The following is a 19,144-nucleotide window of genomic DNA, read 5'->3' as shown; positions in this document are numbered from 1 at the left end:
GTAGGGCTCCTTACAGCACTTCCGGGGCCAACGACACGATCTTCATGAACTTCTCGGTACGCAGTTCACGCGTAACGGGTCCGAAGATGCGGGTGCCGATAGGCTCCAGCTTGGCGTTGAGCAACACGGCGGCATTGCCACCGAAACGAATCAGCGAACCGTCTTTACGGCGCACGCCCTTGGCGGTACGAACCACCACGGCATTGTAAATTTCGCCTTTCTTGACGCGTCCGCGCGGAGCCGCATCTTTGACGCTCACCTTGATGATGTCGCCGATACCGGCATAACGGCGCTTGGAGCCACCGAGCACCTTAATGCACATGACATGACGCGCACCAGTGTTATCGGCCACGTCCAGCGTGGTCTGCATTTGGATCATGATTTTTCCTGTTCCAACTTAACTGGAAATACTGTTTTCCCGGGGTTTTCCCCCCGAGGAACTCTGCAATTCCTGCCAGTTTTGGTCCCGTCAGGTCTGCCGCCCTGCTTTATGTATTGCAGACCTAAAGCTTTCGCTCTACCTCTGCAACTGGTTGGCAACGCAACGACCCTGGGTTGAAATCCTGCGGGTATTCCCCCAACTCGATGAATTCGAAAGCCAGCTTGAAGGCTAATGCCCGGGGCTAGTTCTTCCTTAACTCAATCGACAATCTGGGAAAGCTGATCATTCTAGCGTGGTTAAATTTTGAGCGCAAGTACTTTGTTGGAATGACGCACAAAAGACCACGCTCCCCTATGTGGGGAACGTTTGCGGCCTATCTGCCCCCTTATTTCTGGCGGTAGTAGGCCTTCTCCCAGGCGTCATGATTGGCTTTGCCGCGACGGATTTCGTCCGTGAACGGGGCCGCTCTGAGCACCAGGCGATTCAGCCATTTTACCGGAATCCGGCAAGGCCTCTCAAAGTCGACGAACAACACGGCGCGCAGCCCCGGCGTGTCGTTGTGCACCTGATGTGGATAAAGATCGTCGAACACTACGGCCTGCCCTTCCTGCCAGTTGTACCGCTCCCCGCCAACCTCGATCCAGCAACGCTCGGCAGGCTCGGGCACGACCAGGCCCAGGTGCAGCCGCAGGACGCCGTTGTAGGGACCGGTATGGAGCGGAATCCGCTTGCCCGGTTCCAGGATGGAGAAGAACGCGCTGCGCACCCCCGGTATGCCCAGAAGCGCCCGCGCGGTTTCGGGGCAGCGCGCCAGGTTGCGCTCGGAACGCAGCCCGTATCCCATGAAAAGGAATGTCTTCCATTGATCGTCGGACGTGATCATGCCGACGTCGGGGGAGATCTCGTGGAAAGCGGGCAGGTTCTGACGCTCGGTCAGCAGTTCCGTGAGCTCGGCGCGGATGGCCGGTGTGCGCGCTTCAAGTTCAGGGATCCAGGGAAACTGGGCATTCTGGAAAATCGGCTTGTCGCCCACCAATGACGCCCGCGCAATGCGTTGGCGCAGCCAATCGATGAAGCGAAACAGCAAGCGGGAATACAGGCTGGGCTTGTTGCCGGTAAGCGCGTCAACGGGTTGCACGATGGGTATGTAATCAGGCTGCCTAGGATGGCTCATTGTGTAGAAGCCGGCACGGGCTTGCAAGGCTTGGCCCCATCGATTGGCTCCAATCCGGCGGGGCAGATTGGACCTCCCCGCCGCGCGCAAGCTGGTTTAGACTGGCGTGGGCGACGCGATCGCACTCCACTCCTATTTCGCAAGGAAAGACAGGCATGTATGAACAGTTGGCGCTGTATATCGACGGCGAATTCATCTCCGGCGAGGGTAGGCGCACCCAGGACGTCATCAACCCGGCCACGCTTGAAGTGCTCGGCCAGCTGCCTCACGCAACCGAAGCGGATCTGGACCGTGCGCTAGCCGCCGCCCAGCGCGCATTCGAATCGTGGAAGAAATCTTCTCCGATGGATCGTTCGGCCATCCTGCGCAAGGTCGCCACGCTGTCCCGCGAGCGCGCCAAGGAAATCGGCCGCAACATGACGCTGGACCAGGGCAAGCCGCTGGCCGAAGCTGTCGGCGAAGTCACCTCTTGCGCCGAGCACGCCGATTGGCACGCCGAAGAATGCCGCCGCATCTACGGCCGCGTGGTCCCGCCCCGCAACCCGGACGTGCGCCAGTTCGTCGTGCGTGAACCCATCGGCGTCTGCGCCGCGTTCACGCCCTGGAACTTCCCGTACAACCAGGCCATCCGCAAGATCGCCGCCGCGCTCGGCGCCGGTTGCACTGTCGTGCTCAAGGGCCCGGAAGATTCGCCCAGCGCCGTCATGGCGATCGCACGCATGTTCCACGACGCCGGCTTGCCCAAGGGCTGCCTGAACATCGTCTGGGGCGAGCCCGCCAAGATCTCCGACTACCTGATCCGTTCGCCGATCGTGCGCAAGGTGTCGTTCACCGGTTCCGTGCCGGTGGGCAAGCAACTGGCCGCGCTGGCCGGCGCGCACATGAAGCGCGTCACGATGGAACTGGGCGGCCATTCGCCCGTGTTGGTGTTCGACGACGCCGACATCGACCGCGCCGCTGAAATGCTGGCCAAGTTCAAGGTGCGCAACGCTGGTCAGGTCTGCGTGTCGCCGACCCGCTTCTATGTGCAGGAAGGCGCCTACGAACAGTTCCTGGCGCGCTTCTCCGACGTGCTCAAGAACATCAAGGTCGGCGACGGCCTGGAAGCCGGCACCGACATGGGCCCGCTCGCGCATGAACGCCGCGTGCCCGCGATGAGCGCCTTCATCGACGACGCCAAGAAGCATGGCGGCAAGGTCGTCGTCGGCGGCGGCCCGCTGGACCGCAAGGGCTTCTTCTTCGCCCCCACGGTCGTGACCGACCTGCCCGACAACTCGATGCTGATGACCGAAGAGCCCTTCGGCCCCGTCGCGCCGGTGGTGCGTTTCAAGGACACCGACGAAGTCCTGCGTCGCGCCAACAGCCTGCCGTTCGGCCTGTCGTCCTACGTCTTCACCAATTCGCTGAAGACCGCCACCAAGGTCTCCAACGGCCTGGAAGCCGGCATGGTCAACATCAACCACTTCGGCAGCGCGCTGGCCGAGACGCCCTTCGGCGGCATCAAGGACAGCGGCATCGGCAGCGAAGGCGGCCTGGAAACGTTCGACGGCTACCTCGTCACGAAATTCATCACGCACATCTGATCGGCCCCGGCCGTCAGACCAAAAGCCCCGCAAGGGGCTTTTTTTTCGTCCCGCAAAAGCGGCGCGTTTCATGATGCTGTCATGGGCCTTGGCCACCATTGCGCCTCGCTGACAGGCAGCTGACCTTGCACCCGGCGCTGCCGACCCACTTTTCAGGACATGTACGCGCAATGAACGCCCTTTCCCGCTTTGCCCGCACGGCAGGCGTCGCCTCTCTCGTGGCCTTGCTCGCCGCTTGCGGCGGCGACGATGACAACGACAACACCCCGGTCGCCCCGACGCCGCCACCCGCCGCCGAAACGCCCGTCGCACCGCCCGCCCCCGTGCAAGTTGCGTTCATGCCCGACATCCACTTCCACGACGTCTATGCCGACTTCAAGGATGGCTCGTTTCCCGGCATCCCCAATCCGAAGCATGGCGACAACGCCACCATCCGGACGATGTACGCGCAACTCACGTCGACCCGGCTGTTCAACGAAAACTACTTCGCCTTCCTGGCCGCACTGGATGACGCCGCCAAGCGCGGCGTGAAGCTCATCGCGTTGCCGGGAGACTTCTCCGACGACGGCCAACCCGTGCACATGCGCGGCCTGGTCAAGATCATGGATGACTATTCGAAGAAGCACGGCATCCAGTTCTTCGCTGCGCCCGGCAATCATGACCCCAACCGCCCGTTCAACCAGGCCGCCGGCAAGAGCGACTACCTGGGCCTGGACCCGGTCAGCGGCGCCATCGGTTTCTCGCAGCCCATCTACAGCCGTGGCGGCAACACTGCATGCAGCACGCCTTACAGCGGCGACTGGGCGCGCATCGGCAACACGTATTGCACCGAAGAAGTGCTGCACATGGGTTACGCCGGCATCACCGACGCGCTCAAGCAGCATGGCTTCATGCCGCAGCCGCAAAACGTCTATTACGAAACGCCGTACAGCACGTACAAGTACGAAGACTACGAATATGAAACGGCCCTGTCGCAAGCCAACTGGGTCAACCGCCAGTACGAGATCTGCGCCGAAGGCACGGGTGGCCCGAACAAGCCGCAGAACTACACCTTGTGCAAGATGGTGCCCGACACGTCCTACGTGGTCGAGCCCGTCAAGGGTGTCTGGCTGGTCGGCATCGACGCCAACGTCTATGTGCCTACAGGCATGGGCGCGAACGACTTCACCGGCTCGGGCGACCAGGGCTACAACAAGATGCTCACGCACAAGGCCCACGTCATCAAATGGCTGACCGACGTCGTCGCGCGCGGCAAGGCGCAGGGCAAGCAGGTGATCGCGTTCAGCCACTTTCCGATGACGGAATTCTTCAATGGCGCGTCGGACGACATCGAAGCACTGCTGGGCGCCAACAAGATGCAGATGGTCCGTCGCCCCGCAGAGAACACCACGCGTGCGCTGGCCGAGACTGGGCTGAAAGTACACGTGGGCGGCCACATGCACTTTAACGACATGGCGGCGCGCAACTACGGCGGCGACACGGCGCTGTTCAACATCCAGGCGCCGTCCATGGCCGCTTACGTGCCGGCCTACAAGCTGATGACGCTGCAAAGCGCCGACCAGATCGAAGTGCAGACCATCCGCCTGGACAAGGTGCCGCGCTTTGACGAACTGTTCGACCTGTACCGTGCCGAAAACGCCTACACCACGCCCCCGCGCTGGGACGTCTCGATCCTGGACGCCAAGGACTATGGCGACTTCACCTATCGCTACATGAGCGAACTGGTGCGCCTGCGCCTGCTCAACGATGACTGGCGCTGCGAAATGCGCGAACTGGTCAAGAGCCCGCTGACCGGCGCCGACCTCTTGACGCTGTCGCAGCTGCAAACCACCGTCACGCTCAAGGAACTGGCCAACACCGGCAATCAGAACAATCTGACGCCGGCATTCTTCGCGTGCCTGGCGGAAGGCGGAGGCAGCGGCGCCGCCAACGCGGCCTATGCCGGCAACCTGGCCGACGCGCAAAGCCGCGCGCAGGCCCTGGCGCAAGCCAACGGCATGCAGCTATCGGACTTCGCGCAATGGAAGGCCCTGGACATGGCCGGTGACTTCGTGCGCATCGCCAACGCGGGCGACCTGGCGTTCGCCGACATCCCGGCCCAGCGCGCCAATCAGTACAAGCTGCTGGCGCTTGCGCTGGCCCAGACCAACTCGGCAGTGCAGATGAATGGCAACAGCGTCAGCAACGCCAGCACGCTGGCCGATCTTTTCAAGGCGCGCTTCAAGCCCCTGATGGCCATCATGCTGAAACTGGCGGCCGGCGCGCCGTCGGAGCATATCCGTCTGGACCTGACGAGCAACAGCATTGTCAACCTGTCCAATCAGCCCTCGCCGTTCTAAGCCCGGCTGGCGGGTCTGAAGGCAAAGCGGCTCACGATCAGTGAGCCGCTTTTTTTATCCGCGCGCGCGCATGTCCCGAGGCGTCATGCCGAATCGGTGCTTGAACAAGCGGCTGAAATGGGACGGATGCGAAAACCCCACCTGGTACGCCAGCTCCGCGATGCTGCGGTGCCGATGCAGCGGACTGAGCAACAGCTCGCGGCACTTGTCCAGACGCTGGTCAAAGATGAAGGACTCCGCCGACAGCCCGCCCGCTCGCAGGATGCGATGCAGGTACGCGACCGAGATGCCGCAGCCCTGCGCCACCTGCTGCGGCGACAACGCCGGGTCCGCCAGATGCTGGCGCATGTAGGCCAGCACGCGCTGGCGGTGCGCCAAGGTGACGCTGCTGTCCGACTCGGACGCATGCCCCTGCCCGGGTTGCACCAGAAACAGCACGATCAGATCGATCAGACGTTCGCCCAGCTCGGTCACTTCCGTATCCGACCAGCCGCCCATACCCTTGAACAGATGATCCATGTAGCTGGCCAGCATGGCGCCACGCGGCGATCCGTCATCCACGCGAAGCTTGTAGAACGCGCCGATCCGGGAGTCGCGCTGCGACAGCGCGCTGCGTGGAAAGGACACGCTCAGGCTGCGGTACCCCGACGCCCCCAATGCCGTCGCCTGATACGGCAGGCTCTGGTTCATCAGGTACACGCAACCGGGTTCGACCTGGAACTCCCGGCCCTGCTGCTGCACGGCCAGCGGTCCCGCCAGCGGCAGGCCGAACGTGTAGAACTCCTGGTCCAGCCGCGACACATTGCCCGCAGTGCGTTCCAGCTTCTGTCCCTGATAGTGCAGGTCGTTGAATTGCAGGCTGGCGCGGCGCGCATAGCGGACGTGGCCGGCGAAGTGCGCCGGCGCACCGCGATGCACTTCGAATGGGCCGAACGCGTCGGACAAGGCGGCGCGCCATTGCTCGCGCCCATCAGCGCCGGCGGTGGCCGAGATGGCGAACTGCGTATCGGGCATGGCGCGGTCTCCTGGTCGCGGCAAGAAGCGCAAATTGATCTTGCGTCTACAACTTGTTGACTCACCCTGCTCTGGGGCGGCCGGCGCATTGTGATGGCTTCTGGCGCAAGTCTATAGTCAGCCCGATAAGCACACAACCTGGACAACCCGGGAGGAGACTCATGGCAAACGCGCCTGCAACGGCCGCGCGCTTGGCGCCGATCTCGCGCTATCTGCGCTGCGAGGGCCGCGAACTGCACTACATGGAATGGGGAGCGGCCGACGCACCACCCGTCATCATGTGGCATGGGCTCGCCCGCACCGGGCGCGACTTCGATGAGCTCGCCTGCGCGCTCGCCAGCGACTACCGCATCATCTGCCCCGATACGATCGGACGCGGCCTGTCGCAATGGAGCCCCGATCCCGCTGCGGAATACCAACTGGACTTCTATGCACGGCTGGCGCGCGCGCTGGCCGATGGCCTGTCGATCGATCGCATGCGCTGGGTGGGCACGTCGATGGGCGGAGCCACCGGCATGCACGCCGCCGCCACGACCTTGCGCGACCGGATCTCGCACCTGGTGGTCAACGACATCGGCCCCGAGCTGCCCGCCGCCGCCATCGAACGCATCCTGGCGTATGCGGGCAGTCCGCCAGCGTTCGACACCGTCACCGAACTCGAAGCCTGGCTGCGCGTGGCCTACAAGCCCTACGGCTGGCAGAGCGACGAACAATGGCGCCGCATGACGGAAACCTCGGTACGCCGGCTGCCCGACGGCCGCATCACGGCGCACTACGACCCGGCCATCGTCGGCCAGTTCACGCATCATCCCGACGACTACCAGCGCTGGAGCGGTTATGACACGCTGCGCATGCCGCTGTTGCTGTTGCGCGGCGCCGAATCCGACCTGCTGTTGCCCGAGGTCGCCCATGCAATGACGCAGCGCGGCCCGCGCGCGCAACGCATCGACTTTCCCAACTGCGGCCACGCCCCCGCGCTGAACGTAGCACCGCAGATCGACGCCATCCGCCAATTCCTTGCCACGCCGGACCACACGGCGAACGCGCAGACCCACTCATAACAGGAGACTTCCCATGAATCGCATATTGCTTGCCGCGCTTGCGGCGCTTTGCATGAGCTCGGCGGCTGTCGCCAAGGATTTCGTCGTGGCCCATGTCTATGACAAGACCGGACCGCTGGAGGCCTATGCCAAGCAGACGCAGAACGGTCTGATGCTGGGCCTGGAATACGCCACGCAAGGCACCATGACCGTCGCCGGCCGCAAGATACGCGTCATCGAAAAGGACAACCAGGGCAAGCCGGACGTGGCGCGCGCGCAGTTGGCTTCCGCCTATGCCGATGACAACGCAGACATCGCCGTGGGCCCGACCTCGTCGGGTGTCGCGCTGGCAATGCTGCCCATCGCCGAAGAGTACGAAAAGATCTTGCTGGTCGAGCCCGCCGTAGCCGATTCGATCACGGGCGAAAAGTGGAACAAGTACATCTTCCGCACCGGCCGCAATTCGTCGCAGGACGCCATCGCCAACGCGGTCGCCTTCGACCAGGCCGGCACGTCCATCGCCATGCTGGCGCAAGACTACGCCTTTGGCCGCGATGGCGTGAAGGCTTTCAAAGGCGCGCTCAAGAACGCCAAGATCGTGCACGAGGAATACCTGCCCGCCAACGCCACCGACTTCACCGCCGGGGCGCAGCGCCTGTTCGACGCATTGAAGGACAAGCCGGGCCGCAAGATCATCTTCATCCTGTGGGCGGGCGCGGGCAACCCGTTCAAGATCGCCGACCTGGATCCCAAGCGCTTCGGCATCGAAATCGCCACGGGCGGCAACACGCTGGCCGCCATGACACCGCTGAAATCCCTGGCCGGCATGGAGGGCGCCACGTATTACTACTACGGCATCCCGAAGAACCCGATCAATGACTGGCTGGTCGCCGAACACCAGAAGCGCTACGGCCAACCGCCCGACTTCTTCACCGCTGGCGGCATGTCGTCCGGCATCGCCATCGTGGCGGCGCTGAACAAGACGGCCGGCGACTCCGACACCGACAAGCTGATCAAAGCGATGGAAGGCATGAGCTTTGACACGCCCAAAGGCAAGATGACCTTCCGGCCCGAGGACCACCAGGCCATGCAATCCATGTACCACTTCCGCATCAAGAACGACCCGTCGGTGCCGTGGGCCGTGCAGGATCTGGTCAAGGAAATCACGCCGGATCAGATGAACGTGCCAATCCAGAACAAGCGCTGAAGGCCGGTTGCCGCAATGCTGGAAACGCAATCGCTCACCATCCGCTTCGGCGGGCACGTGGCCGTCAACGACGTCAGCTGCCGCTACACACCCGGCACGCTGACGGCCATCGTCGGGCCGAATGGCGCGGGCAAGACCACCTACTTCAACCTGATCTCGGGCCAACTGCGCGCCAGCGCCGGTTCGGTCAGGCTCAATGGCCGTGACCTGACCTCGCTGTCGGCCCCCGCACGCATGCACGCCGGCCTGGGCCGCGCCTTCCAGCTGACGCAGCTGTTTCCCCGATTGACCGTGCACGAGAACGTTCGGCTGGCGTTGCAGTCCCGCCAGCAAGGCATGAGCTGGCGCCAGATCCGCTTCTGGCGCGTCTGGGACGACGACCGCCAGCTGCTGGCGCGCGCCGATGCGTTGCTGGAGCGGACGCGCCTGATGGCGCGCCGCGACCAGGCCGCCGCCGACCTGCCGCACGGAGACCAGCGCAAGCTGGAGATCGCGATGCTGATCGCCCTGGAACCGCAGGTGTTCATGTTCGACGAGCCCACGGCCGGCATGAGCGTGGACGACGTGCCCGTGGTGCTGGACCTGATCCGCGAAATCAAGAACGATCCTTCAAAAACGATATTGCTCGTCGAACACAAAATGGACGTGGTTCGCGAACTGGCCGACCGCATCGTCGTGCTGCACAACGGCCAGCTGATGGCCGATGGCGAACCCGCCGCCGTCATCGCCTCGCCCATCGTGCAGCAGGCGTACCTGGGCGTCGCGCCCACGGAGACACCGGCATGAGCGCGCCCCTGCTGCTTGAACTGCAAGACGTACACACGCACATCGGCGCTTATCACATCCTGCACGGGGTGGATCTTGCCGTACCGGCCGCCGCCGTCACCATGCTGCTGGGCCGCAACGGAGCCGGCAAGACGACGACGCTGCGCACCATCATGGGACTGTGGCGTGCGTCGCAAGGCCAGATCCGGTTTGACGGGGCGGATATCGGTGGGCCGGGCTCGCGCAAATCGCCGCCCGACATGGCGCGCATGGGCATGGCCTACGTGCCCGAGAACATGGGCATCTTCGCCGACCTGTCGGTCAAGGAAAACATCCTGCTGGCCGCGCGCCAGGCCAGAAACGCGGACCAGCTGGATACGACGCGCCTGGAATGGATATTCGGCTTCTTCCCCGCGCTGAAGAAATTCTGGCTACATCCCGCGGGCAAGCTGTCGGGCGGACAGAAGCAGATGCTTGCGGTTGCGCGCGCCATCATCGAACCGCGCCGCCTGTTGTTGATCGACGAGCCCAGCAAAGGCCTGGCGCCCGCCATCATTCAGAACATGATTGACGCCTTCATCGAACTCAAACAAGCGTCCACGACCATTTTGCTGGTCGAGCAGAACTTCAACTTTGCCCGCCTCGTCGGGGACCACGTCGCCGTCATGGATAACGGCCGCGTCGTCCACGCGGGCGGCATGCAGGCGCTCGCGCAAGACGACGCGCTACAGACGCGGTTGCTGGGCCTATCGTTGGGAAGCCATCAATGAGTACCTTGGATTTCGACACGCCGCTGCCTCGCGTGCGCGCGGACCTGCGCCCTGTTTTGCTGGTGGTGGCGCTGGCGGCGCTTGCGCTGCCGCTGGTAGGTTCGTTTTCAACGTGGATCACCCTGACCCTGGCCGGCTTGGCGATGGGCATGATCATCTTCATCGTCGCCTCCGGCATGACGCTGGTATTCGGCTTGATGGATGTCTTGAACTTCGGCCACGGCCTGTTCATCGCCATCGGCGCATACATGGCGGCGACCGTGCTGGGGTCGATGTCCGATTGGACCCAGACAGGCAGCCTGTGGATGAACCTGGCGGCTGTCCTGCCGGCCATGATCGTCGGCATGCTGGTGGCCGGCGCGGTCGGGCTGGCCTTTGAGCGCGTGATCGTGCGGCCCGTATATGGACAGCATCTGAAGCAGATCCTGATCACGATGGGCGGCATGATCATCGGCGAAGAGATCATCAAGATGATCTGGGGTCCGCAAACCTTGTCGCTGCCGCTGCCGCAGGCCTTGCGTGGCGCGTTCCTGCTGGGCGATGCCGCCATCGAGAAATTCCGGATCGTGGCGCTGGTGGTGGGCGTGCTGGTGCTGGGCGGCATGCTCTGGCTGTTGAATCGGACCAAGCTGGGCCTCTTGATCCGGGCTGGGGTCGAAGACCGGGAGATGGTCGAAAGCCTGGGCTACCGCATCCGCCATTTGTTCGTGGGCGTGTTTGTCGCGGGTTCGATGTTGGCCGGCCTGGGCGGCGTGTTGTGGGGCATGTACCAGCAATCGGTCGTGCCGCAATTGGGCGCGCAGGTGAACGTGCTGATCTTCATCGTCATCATGATTGGCGGGCTGGGGTCGACCGTGGGCTGCCTGATCGGGGCGCTGCTGGTAGGCCTCATGGCCAACTACACCGGCTTCCTGCTGCCCAAGGCCGCCCTGTTCTCGAACATCGCGTTGATGGTCGCCATCTTGTTGTGGCGGCCCCAAGGCGTGTATCCCGTCACGAACCGCTAGGAGCCGCGCCATGTCATTCCGCCTGCTCTCCGGCGACCCGCCGCGCAGCCCGCTGCTGGCGCTTGCGCTGATCGCGATAGTCGCCCTGCTCGCCACCGCGCCCTTTTTGTTCCCCGGGCCCAAGTCGTTGGCGGTGGCGGCCAAGATCCTGGTGTTCATCATCCTGGTGGCCAGCTATGACCTGCTGCTGGGCTACACCGGCATCGTGAGCTTTGCGCACACGATGTTCTTCGGCATCGGCGCCTATGGCGTGGCGATTGCCAGCATCCGAATGGAGCCGGGGTGGACCGCCGTGTTCGCGGGGGTAGGCGCGGGGCTGATCGTGTCGTTGGCCTTTGCGCTGTTGATCGGCCTGGCAAGCCTGCGCGTACGAGCCATCTTCTACGCCATGATCACGCTGGCGGTTGCCGCGGCGTTTCAGACGCTGGTGTCGCAGTTGTCGACGTTGACGGGCGGCGAAGACGGCTTGAACTTCAAGGTGCCGCAATGGCTGCGCCCGGCCTTCCGGCCCTTGTCCGAGCCCGTATTTGGTGTGACGATCGACGGTCGCATCATCACCTATTACCTGATTGCGGCCGTGTGCGTCGTGCTGTTCCTGATGCTGCTGCGCATCGTCAATTCACCGTTCGGCCGGGTGTTGCAGGCCATACGCGAAAACCCGTTCCGCGCCGAGGCCATCGGTTACCGCACGGTGTTGTACCGCAGCCTGTCCAATCTGCTTGCCGCCGCGTTCGCCACGCTGGCCGGCGCGCTGTACGCATTGTGGCTGCGCTATAACGGCCCCGATACCTCGCTGTCGTTCGAGATCATGCTGAACATCCTGCTGATGCTGGTGATAGGCGGCATGGGCACGATGTATGGGGCAGTGGTAGGCGCGAGCCTCTTCGTGTTCGCGCAAAGCTATCTGCAAGACGGCCTGCACGTCATCCATGATGCGGTCACGGGCGTGGCGCCGCTGGCGCTGCTGTTCGAACCTGATCGCTGGCTGCTATGGCTGGGGATCCTGTTCGTGGTGTCGGTGTATTACTTCCCCACGGGCATCGCGGGCCGGCTTCGCGAATTCGCGCGAAGGCGCTAGCGTCGGGACGTTCGCATCCGGGCGCGTTCGGGCTCAACCCGCCGCGCCCGGAACGTCCGGTCTTACTTGACCTTGCTGCGCAGTCGATCCAGGTCGCGGCTCAACTGGTCGATCTGCCGCTGCATGGCGCTGAACTGCCGATCATTCGCGCTGTTGTTGTTGCTGGCGCTGCTACGGCTGCTATCGCTTTGCTTGCGTTCGATCGCGGCAAGCTTCTTGTCCTGCTCATCGACTTTGCGTTGCAGCGCCCGGTTCTCGTTTTTCAGATCGTTCGCCGTGCGCGCTTGCTCACGGATCTGATCCAGTGCTTGCCGCAATTCCCGCACTTCCGGACCGGTGCTCACCCGACCGCCAGACCCCACCACCAGCACGCTGTCATAGACGGGGCGGGATATATCCCCGTCCTTCAACACCAGGGTTTGCGCGCTTGCTGGTACGGCAAACGCCGCACTCGCGCACACCATGAAACCCGCAATGCCAAGCTTGCCCGCAGACCAGATCATGGTTGCAACTCCCGAGGTCAGAATTGTCAGCGCGACGTGCGCTGACAGGATTTATATCAGGATCCTGGGGGTCGTTTACCTGGTCGGCGTCGACAGTTGATACGCTGCGTTTCAACGCGCGCGGGCCGGACGATAGCGCGCGGCCGGCGCGGTCCTGCGGCGGCTATTTTCCCGTTTGGCGCAGCGACTCCGCGTCGCGCCGAAGACTGTCTACGCGCCGCTGCATGTCATCGATGCTGCCACGGTCCAACTGCGAGCCGGACGGCGACGGTTGCAAAGGGCGCATCGTGGTGCCCGTATTCAGCGGGATCATCGCGGGTGGCGCAGGCCCTGCGCTCGACGGCTTCTGGTTCAACAGGCGTTCAAGCATCATGAACTGGTTGCGCTGCGCCTCCAGGGCCTGCTCCTGCGATGCCAAGGCCTGCTCGTCCTCATCGTCGGATCCAAAAATGGCGGCGTGGTCGCGAGATCCCGGACTGGGTTTTACCCGAGGCTCGGGGCCTGCGTTCAACACGTTCTTTCCAATGCGGGAATCGTCGGGGGCCGAAGCAGAGCCAGAGGCCTCGGGCTTGGCCGGCTGCGCTTGCGCCGCGCCCGACAAGCAAAGCGCGGCCGCAAGGACCTGAGCCGTGACGGCATTGCGCATGGTGTTCGTGAACCGCATCGACATAGATTCCGAGGACGAAAAAAAACGGCAAGGGGTTTAGCCCTTGCCGTTTTATATCAGAACGGCGAACCGTTCCGATGACTGCATCACTTAGATGATACGTGCGGCTTCAACCAGACGCACCACACGCCACGACTTCGAGCGCGAGATGGGACGGCCTTCAGCGATTTCAACCGTATCGCCTTCGTTGTATTGGTTCGATTCATCGTGCGCCTTGTACTTCGCGGAACGCATGATGATCTTGCCGAAGATGGGGTGCTTGACGCGGCGCTCGACGAGCACAACGACAGTCTTGTCCATCTTGTTGCTGACGACCTTGCCAACCAGCGTACGCTGGCGCTTGGCCACTTGGGTGTTTTGAGTTTCGCTCATGTTTATTTCCCTGCCTTCTCGGTCAGCAAGGTACGAACGCGCGCGATGTCGCGACGCACGTTGCGCAGCTGGCTGGTGTTGGCCAGTTGCTGCGTGGCCTTCTGCATACGCAGACCGAATTGTGCCTTCAGCAGGCTTTCGAGCTCTTTGCCGAGCTCGGCGGCGTCTTTCGAACGGAGTTCGCTAGCTTTCATGTTAGTACTCCTTAAGCACCGATATGACGCGCGACGAACGTGGTCGAAATCGGCAGCTTGGCAGCGGCCAGGCGGAAAGCTTCACGCGCGATCTCTTCGCTCACACCTTCCATTTCGTAGAGCACTTTGCCGGGCTGAATTTCAGCGACCCAGTACTCAGGATTACCCTTACCGTTACCCATACGGACTTCGGCGGGCTTCTGCGAGATGGGCTTATCCGGGAAAATGCGAATCCAGATACGGCCGCCACGCTTGATGTGACGATTGATAGCACGACGAGCGGCTTCGATCTGGCGAGCGGTCAGACGGCCACGGCCGGTGGCCTTCAGACCGAATTCGCCGAACGACACGTGGGTACCACGCGTCGCCAGACCGGTGTTGCGGCCCTTCTGCTCTTTGCGATACTTTCTGCGAGAGGGTTGCAGCATGGTTATTCTCCTTCAGGCGCCGGAGCAGCGTCCGCCTTGCGGGGACCACCACGACCACGACCACCCGGACGACCGGTGCGAGCACCGTCCGGACGATCACCACGCGGAGCGCGGCGCGGACGACGTTCTTCTTCGCGCGGGGCAGCGGTTTCCGGCGGCAATTCGCCGTTAGCCAGCATGTCGCCCTTGTAGACCCAGACCTTGATGCCGATCACGCCATACGTGGTGTGGGCTTCAGAGGTGCCGTAGTCGATGTTGGCCTTGAGGGTGTGCAGCGGCACACGGCCTTCGCGATACCACTCGGTGCGAGCAATTTCGATACCGTTCAGACGGCCCGAGCTCATGATCTTGATGCCTTGGGCACCCAGACGCATCGCGTTTTGCATCGCGCGCTTCATTGCGCGACGGAACATGATGCGCTTCTCGAGCTGTTGCGAGATCGAGTCGGCGATCAGTTGAGCATCGGTTTCCGGCTTGCGGATTTCTTCGATGTTGACGTGCACGGGCACGCCCATCAGACGCTGCAGATCAGCCTTCAGGCTTTCGATGTCTTCGCCGCGCTTGCCGATCACCACGCCCGGACGAGCCGAGTAGACGGTGATGCGGGCATTCTTGGCCGGACGCTCGATGATCACGCGACCAACGGAGGCGCTCTTGAGCTTCTTCTTCAGGTACTCGCGAACGCGAATGTCTTCGGCAAGCATCGTGCCGAAGGCCTTGTCGTCGGCGAACCAACGCGAGGACCAATTACGGGTGACCGCGAGACGGAACCCAGTGGGGTGAATTTTCTGACCCATCGTGACTCCTTAAGCTCCGACCTTGACCGTGATATGGCAGGTCTGCTTCTCGATACGGTTGCCGCGGCCCTTGGCGCGAGCGGAGAAGCGCTTCATCGACTGAGCCTTGTCCACAAAAATCGTGGTGACTTTCAGTTCGTCGATATCGGCGCCGTCGTTGTGCTCGGCGTTGGCGATGGCGGACTCGACAGCCTTCTTCAGGATGACGGCCGCCTTCTTCGGCGAGAAGGTGAGGATTTCCAGGGCACGGCCGACCTTCTGACCACGGATCATGTCCGCAACCAGGCGGGTCTTCTGTGCCGAGATGTGCACCCCACGGATAATGGCAGTAGTTTCCATCGCTTACCTCTTCGCCTTCTTGTCCGCAGCGTGACCCTTGAACGTACGGGTCAGCGCGAACTCGCCCAGCTTGTGACCGACCATGTTCTCGTTGATGTACACGGGGACATGCTGCTTGCCGTTGTGGACCGCGATCGTCAGACCGATGAACTCGGGCAGGATCGTGGAACGACGCGACCAGGTCTTGATCGGCTTCTTGTCTTTGCCCGCGACGGCCGTGTCCACCTTTTTGATCAGGTGAGCATCGACAAACGGGCCTTTCTTGATCGAACGTGACATAGTGTTCGCCTCTTACTTGCGCTTGCGCCGTTGGACGATCATATTGTTCGTCCGCTTGTTGCGACGGGTCTTGAAACCCTTCGCCGGGGTGCCCCACGGGCTGACCGGCTCGCGTGCTTCACCGGTACGGCCTTCGCCGCCACCGTGCGGGTGATCCACCGGGTTCATGGCAACGCCACGAACCGTCGGGCGGATACCGCGCCAACGCATTGCACCGGCCTTGCCGATTTGGCGCAGGCTGTGTTCTTCGTTACCGACTTCACCAATGGTGGCGCGGCATTCGATGTGCACACGGCGAACTTCACCCGAGCGCAGACGAACCTGAGCGTAGATGCCTTCGCGAGCCAGCAGGACGGCGGAAGCGCCGGCCGAACGGACCATTTGAGCACCCTTGCCAGGCAGCATTTCGACGCAGTGAATCGTCGTACCCACCGGGATGTTGCGGATCGGCAGGGTGTTACCAGCGCGGATCGGAGCATCGGTGCCCGACAGCAAGGTAGCGCCCACTTCCAGACCACGCGGAGCGATGATGTAACGACGTTCGCCGTCGGCGTAGCACAGCAGAGCAATGTGCGCCGTACGGTTGGGGTCATATTCCAGACGCTCGACCTTTGCCGGGATACCGTCCTTGTCGCGACGGAAGTCGACGACACGGTAGTGTTGCTTGTGACCACCACCACGGTGACGGATCGTGATGTGACCGTTGTTGTTACGGCCAGAACCACGGGTCTTCTTTTCCAGCAGCGGCGCGTAGGGCTCACCCTTGTGCAGGTTCGGGCTAACAACCTTCACCATGCCACGGCGGCCAGCCGAAGTCGGCTTAACTTTTACGAGGGCCATTTACTTCACCTCCGCAAAGTCGATTTCCTGGCCGTCCTTGAGCGACACGTAAGCCTTGCGCTCATTACGGCGACGGCCAACGAATCGGCCAAAGCGCTTGACTTTGCCCTTACGGTTGAGGACCTGCACGGACTCGACCTGCACCTTGAAGAGCAGTTCGACGGCAGCCTTGATTTCCGGCTTGGTAGCGTCAGCCACGACACGGAAAGCGACTTGCTGATTCTTCTCAGCGACGAACGTGGCCTTTTCGGTCACGATCGGAGCCAGAATGACTTGCATCAAGCGTTCAGCGTTCATCCCAGCATCTCCTCGAGTTGAGCGATGGCCGGCTTGGTGATCAGCACTTTCTTGTAGTGGACCAGCGACAACGGATCGGCATAACGGGGCTCGACAACAGCAACGTGCGGCAGGTTGCGGGTGGCGAGGTAAACATTCTCATCAACGCTGTCGGTGATGATCAGGACCGAGTCCAGGCCCAGGCTCTTCAGCTTTGCAGCAGCAGCCTTGGTCTTGGGCGATTCCAGATCAAACGATTCGACAACGGCGATACGGTCTTCACGAGCCAGTTGCGACAGGATCGAACGGATCCCGGCGCGGTACATCTTCTTGTTGACCTTCTGGCTGAAGTTCTCTTCGGGCGAGTTCGGGAAAATCCGACCACCGCCACGCCACAGCGGCGACGAAGTCATACCAGCGCGTGCGCGGCCGGTACCCTTCTGGCGCCAGGGCTTCTTGGTCGAGTGCTTAACTTCGGCACGATCCTTCTGAGCGCGGTTGCCGGCACGGGCATTGGCTTGGAAAGCCACCACGATCTGATGAATCAGCGCTTCGTTGAAGTCACGGCCGAAGATCGTATCGGGCGCGCTGAACGTAGCAGCGGCCTGACCTTGGTCGTTCAGGAGCTTGAGATCCATTTACTTACGCTCCCTTCTTGGCCGGGGCCTTGATGGCCGGGCGCACGACGATGTCGGCGCCAGCGTGGCCGGGGACAGCGCCCTTGACCAGCAGCAGGCCGCGCTCAACGTCAACGCGAACGACGTCGAGGTTTTGAACGGTGCGGGTGACATCACCCAAGTGACCAGCCATGCGCTTACCCGGGAAAATACGGCCCGGATCTTGTGCTTGACCAATCGAGCCCGGGACGCGGTGCGAACGGGAGTTACCGTGCGACGCGCGTTGCGAACCGAAGTGGTGACGCTTGATGGTACCGGCGAAGCCTTTACCAATGGTCGTGCCCGTCACGTCGACCTGTTGGCCGGCTTCGAACACGGATTCCACGGCGATCACGGAACCGGCTGCAAATTCAGCAGCGCGAGCGGGATCCAGGCGGAATTCTTTGAGGATGCTACCGGCTTCAGTGCCGGCTTTGGCGTAGTGGCCCGTTTGCGGCTGAGCCACACGCGAGGCACGACGAGTGCCATAAGCCACTTGGATCGCGGCGTAGCCGTCGGTTTCCAGCGACTTAACTTGGGTCACGCGGTTGTTAGACACGTCCAGCACGGTTACCGGGATGGATTCACCTTCCTCGGTAAAAATGCGGGTCATGCCGACCTTGCGACCCACCAGCCCCAGCCGGTGAGCGGCGGGCGTGGGTGTCGAATTCGACATCGTTTTCTCCATTCCCGACTGCGATTGGTCGGGGCTAATCAGGCAAAAGGTAACGGCCTTTGCCCTACGACTATGTTCAACCTGGTTGGTGTCGCATCAACGTCCGCTTTGCCTTGCAGCAAAGAACGGCAATTCATGCAATCCGCCCATAGTTAGACTTGCCACAAAATGGCAAGCTTGGCATATTAGCATGATTTTTTCAGGCAACACAAGCACTTAGCTGGCTTGGGGCCAGTAAGGGCGGGCACATTTGCCACACTTTTTTGTGACCGCGCCAACCCAAGAACAAACCAAAAACAAAATGGCCGCACTCCCGGGGGAATACGGCCATTTTTTACGAGCCTACCGGCGAAGGTAGCAGGCTCGGTTCGCCTTACTGCAGCGCGATTTCGACGTCGACGCCGGCCGGCAGGTCCAGACGCATCAGAGCGTCAACGGTCTTGTCGGTGGGATCAACGATGTCCATCAGGCGCTGATGGGTACGGATTTCGAACTGGTCGCGCGACGTCTTGTTGACGTGCGGCGAACGCAGAACGTCGTAGCGACGGATACGCGTGGGCAGCGGCACCGGGCCGCGGACAACGGCGCCGGTACGCTTGGCGGTGTCGACGATTTCAGCGGCCGATTGATCGATCAGCTTGTAATCGAAAGCTTTCAAGCGGATACGGATCTTTTGGTTTTTCATGGCGTTTCCTAAAGAACGAGAGGCGAAGGCGACGAGGCGCCCTCGCTGGTTGTGTGCTGCTTAGTGATCCGAA

The 19,144-nt window shown here is 62.3% G+C and carries 24 protein-coding genes; 8 read left to right on the top strand and 16 right to left on the bottom strand.

Annotation, left to right across the window (positions count from 1 at the left end):
- Nucleotides 1–10: 10 nt before the first annotated feature.
- Together rplN and API01S_RS24765 are read right to left on the bottom strand one after the other, a co-directional pair.
- Nucleotides 11–379, bottom strand: a complete 369-nt coding sequence (gene rplN / locus API01S_RS24770; RefSeq protein WP_006216531.1) for a 50S ribosomal protein L14 — start codon at nt 377–379, stop codon at nt 11–13.
- Between the two features lie 388 nt (nt 380–767).
- Entirely contained in the window at nt 768–1,556 is a 789-nt protein-coding gene (locus tag API01S_RS24765) for an aspartyl/asparaginyl beta-hydroxylase domain-containing protein (protein ID WP_174544691.1), read from the bottom strand.
- Nucleotides 1,557–1,711: 155 nt separating this feature from the next.
- On the opposite strand from API01S_RS24765, the gene API01S_RS24760 reads away from it, so the two are divergent.
- Both API01S_RS24760 and API01S_RS24755 read left to right on the top strand, forming a co-directional pair.
- Nucleotides 1,712–3,139 (top strand): NAD-dependent succinate-semialdehyde dehydrogenase, encoded by a 1,428-nt coding sequence (locus API01S_RS24760; RefSeq protein ID WP_050728383.1) that lies wholly within the window; start codon nt 1,712–1,714, stop codon nt 3,137–3,139.
- 170 nt (nt 3,140–3,309) lie between these two features.
- The gene (locus API01S_RS24755) at nt 3,310–5,478 is read left to right on the top strand and encodes a metallophosphoesterase family protein (protein WP_050728382.1); all 2,169 of its coding nucleotides are present in this window, start codon (nt 3,310–3,312) and stop codon (nt 5,476–5,478) included.
- 54 nt (nt 5,479–5,532) lie between these two features.
- Here the strand turns inward: API01S_RS24755 and API01S_RS24750 are convergent, their stop codons facing one another.
- Nucleotides 5,533–6,492, bottom strand: a complete 960-nt coding sequence (locus API01S_RS24750; protein WP_006216537.1) for a helix-turn-helix domain-containing protein — start codon at nt 6,490–6,492, stop codon at nt 5,533–5,535.
- A gap of 161 nt (nt 6,493–6,653) precedes the next feature.
- Here API01S_RS24750 and API01S_RS24745 point away from each other — a divergent pair, with 161 nt between their 5' ends.
- Genes API01S_RS24745 through API01S_RS24720 form a run of 6 tightly spaced genes read left to right on the top strand, consistent with a single transcriptional unit; the run spans nt 6,654 to nt 12,359 of the window.
- Entirely contained in the window at nt 6,654–7,553 is a 900-nt protein-coding gene (locus API01S_RS24745) for an alpha/beta fold hydrolase (protein ID WP_061306434.1), read from the top strand.
- A gap of 13 nt (nt 7,554–7,566) precedes the next feature.
- Complete coding sequence (locus API01S_RS24740) at nt 7,567–8,739, top strand: substrate-binding domain-containing protein (RefSeq protein ID WP_050728380.1); 1,173 nt, start codon at nt 7,567–7,569, stop codon at nt 8,737–8,739.
- A 15-nt stretch (nt 8,740–8,754) separates the two neighbouring features.
- The gene (locus tag API01S_RS24735) at nt 8,755–9,525 is read left to right on the top strand and encodes an ABC transporter ATP-binding protein (protein ID WP_050728379.1); all 771 of its coding nucleotides are present in this window, start codon (nt 8,755–8,757) and stop codon (nt 9,523–9,525) included.
- A complete protein-coding gene (locus API01S_RS24730) occupies nt 9,522–10,274 on the top strand; it encodes an ABC transporter ATP-binding protein (protein ID WP_050728378.1) in 753 nt (250 codons plus the stop codon). Before API01S_RS24735 ends, API01S_RS24730 begins: the two co-directional genes overlap by 4 nt.
- Entirely contained in the window at nt 10,271–11,281 is a 1,011-nt protein-coding gene (locus API01S_RS24725; RefSeq protein WP_050728377.1) for a branched-chain amino acid ABC transporter permease, read from the top strand. The genes API01S_RS24730 and API01S_RS24725 overlap by 4 nt, the downstream gene beginning before the upstream one ends.
- Before the next feature lie 10 nt (nt 11,282–11,291).
- Nucleotides 11,292–12,359, top strand: coding sequence for a branched-chain amino acid ABC transporter permease (locus API01S_RS24720; RefSeq protein WP_050728376.1), 1,068 nt, complete (start codon nt 11,292–11,294; stop codon nt 12,357–12,359).
- Nucleotides 12,360–12,421: 62 nt separating this feature from the next.
- Here the strand turns inward: API01S_RS24720 and API01S_RS24715 are convergent, their stop codons facing one another.
- From API01S_RS24715 to rpsJ, 13 genes are all read right to left on the bottom strand, one after another.
- Nucleotides 12,422–12,862 carry a hypothetical protein gene (locus API01S_RS24715; RefSeq protein WP_050728375.1) on the bottom strand — a complete coding sequence of 147 codons (441 nt, stop codon included), beginning with the start codon at nt 12,860–12,862 and terminating at the stop codon, nt 12,422–12,424.
- A gap of 163 nt (nt 12,863–13,025) precedes the next feature.
- Entirely contained in the window at nt 13,026–13,508 is a 483-nt protein-coding gene (locus tag API01S_RS24710; protein WP_231689347.1) for a hypothetical protein, read from the bottom strand.
- A gap of 111 nt (nt 13,509–13,619) precedes the next feature.
- Nucleotides 13,620–13,901 (bottom strand): 30S ribosomal protein S17, encoded by a 282-nt coding sequence (gene rpsQ / locus API01S_RS24705; RefSeq protein ID WP_006216549.1) that lies wholly within the window; start codon nt 13,899–13,901, stop codon nt 13,620–13,622.
- A gap of 2 nt (nt 13,902–13,903) precedes the next feature.
- Nucleotides 13,904–14,095, bottom strand: coding sequence for a 50S ribosomal protein L29 (gene rpmC / locus API01S_RS24700; protein WP_003806912.1), 192 nt, complete (start codon nt 14,093–14,095; stop codon nt 13,904–13,906).
- Between the two features lie 11 nt (nt 14,096–14,106).
- Nucleotides 14,107–14,523 carry a 50S ribosomal protein L16 gene (rplP, locus tag API01S_RS24695; RefSeq protein ID WP_006216552.1) on the bottom strand — a complete coding sequence of 139 codons (417 nt, stop codon included), beginning with the start codon at nt 14,521–14,523 and terminating at the stop codon, nt 14,107–14,109.
- 2 nt (nt 14,524–14,525) lie between these two features.
- Nucleotides 14,526–15,320 carry a 30S ribosomal protein S3 gene (rpsC, locus tag API01S_RS24690; protein ID WP_006216553.1) on the bottom strand — a complete coding sequence of 265 codons (795 nt, stop codon included), beginning with the start codon at nt 15,318–15,320 and terminating at the stop codon, nt 14,526–14,528.
- 9 nt (nt 15,321–15,329) lie between these two features.
- A complete protein-coding gene (rplV, locus tag API01S_RS24685) occupies nt 15,330–15,659 on the bottom strand; it encodes a 50S ribosomal protein L22 (protein WP_006216554.1) in 330 nt (109 codons plus the stop codon).
- A gap of 3 nt (nt 15,660–15,662) precedes the next feature.
- A complete protein-coding gene (gene rpsS, locus API01S_RS24680; RefSeq protein WP_006216555.1) occupies nt 15,663–15,938 on the bottom strand; it encodes a 30S ribosomal protein S19 in 276 nt (91 codons plus the stop codon).
- A 12-nt stretch (nt 15,939–15,950) separates the two neighbouring features.
- Nucleotides 15,951–16,778, bottom strand: a complete 828-nt coding sequence (gene rplB, locus API01S_RS24675) for a 50S ribosomal protein L2 (RefSeq protein ID WP_006216556.1) — start codon at nt 16,776–16,778, stop codon at nt 15,951–15,953.
- On the bottom strand, nt 16,779–17,075 hold the full coding sequence (rplW, locus tag API01S_RS24670) for a 50S ribosomal protein L23 (RefSeq protein ID WP_006216557.1): 297 nt from the start codon (nt 17,073–17,075) through the stop codon (nt 16,779–16,781).
- Nucleotides 17,072–17,692, bottom strand: coding sequence for a 50S ribosomal protein L4 (gene rplD, locus API01S_RS24665; RefSeq protein WP_006216558.1), 621 nt, complete (start codon nt 17,690–17,692; stop codon nt 17,072–17,074). Before rplD ends, rplW begins: the two co-directional genes overlap by 4 nt.
- A 4-nt stretch (nt 17,693–17,696) precedes the next feature.
- On the bottom strand, nt 17,697–18,386 hold the full coding sequence (rplC, locus tag API01S_RS24660) for a 50S ribosomal protein L3 (protein WP_039882538.1): 690 nt from the start codon (nt 18,384–18,386) through the stop codon (nt 17,697–17,699).
- Nucleotides 18,387–18,759: 373 nt separating this feature from the next.
- Nucleotides 18,760–19,071, bottom strand: a complete 312-nt coding sequence (rpsJ, locus tag API01S_RS24655) for a 30S ribosomal protein S10 (RefSeq protein ID WP_003806903.1) — start codon at nt 19,069–19,071, stop codon at nt 18,760–18,762.
- Nucleotides 19,072–19,144 lie beyond the last annotated feature (73 nt).

The sequence above is a fragment of the Achromobacter piechaudii NBRC 102461 genome, assembly GCF_001571245.1.
GTDB lineage: Bacteria > Pseudomonadota > Gammaproteobacteria > Burkholderiales > Burkholderiaceae_B > Achromobacter > Achromobacter piechaudii.
Note: the sequence above shows the minus strand (reverse complement) of the source record. Positions and strands in the feature narration are given on the sequence as shown.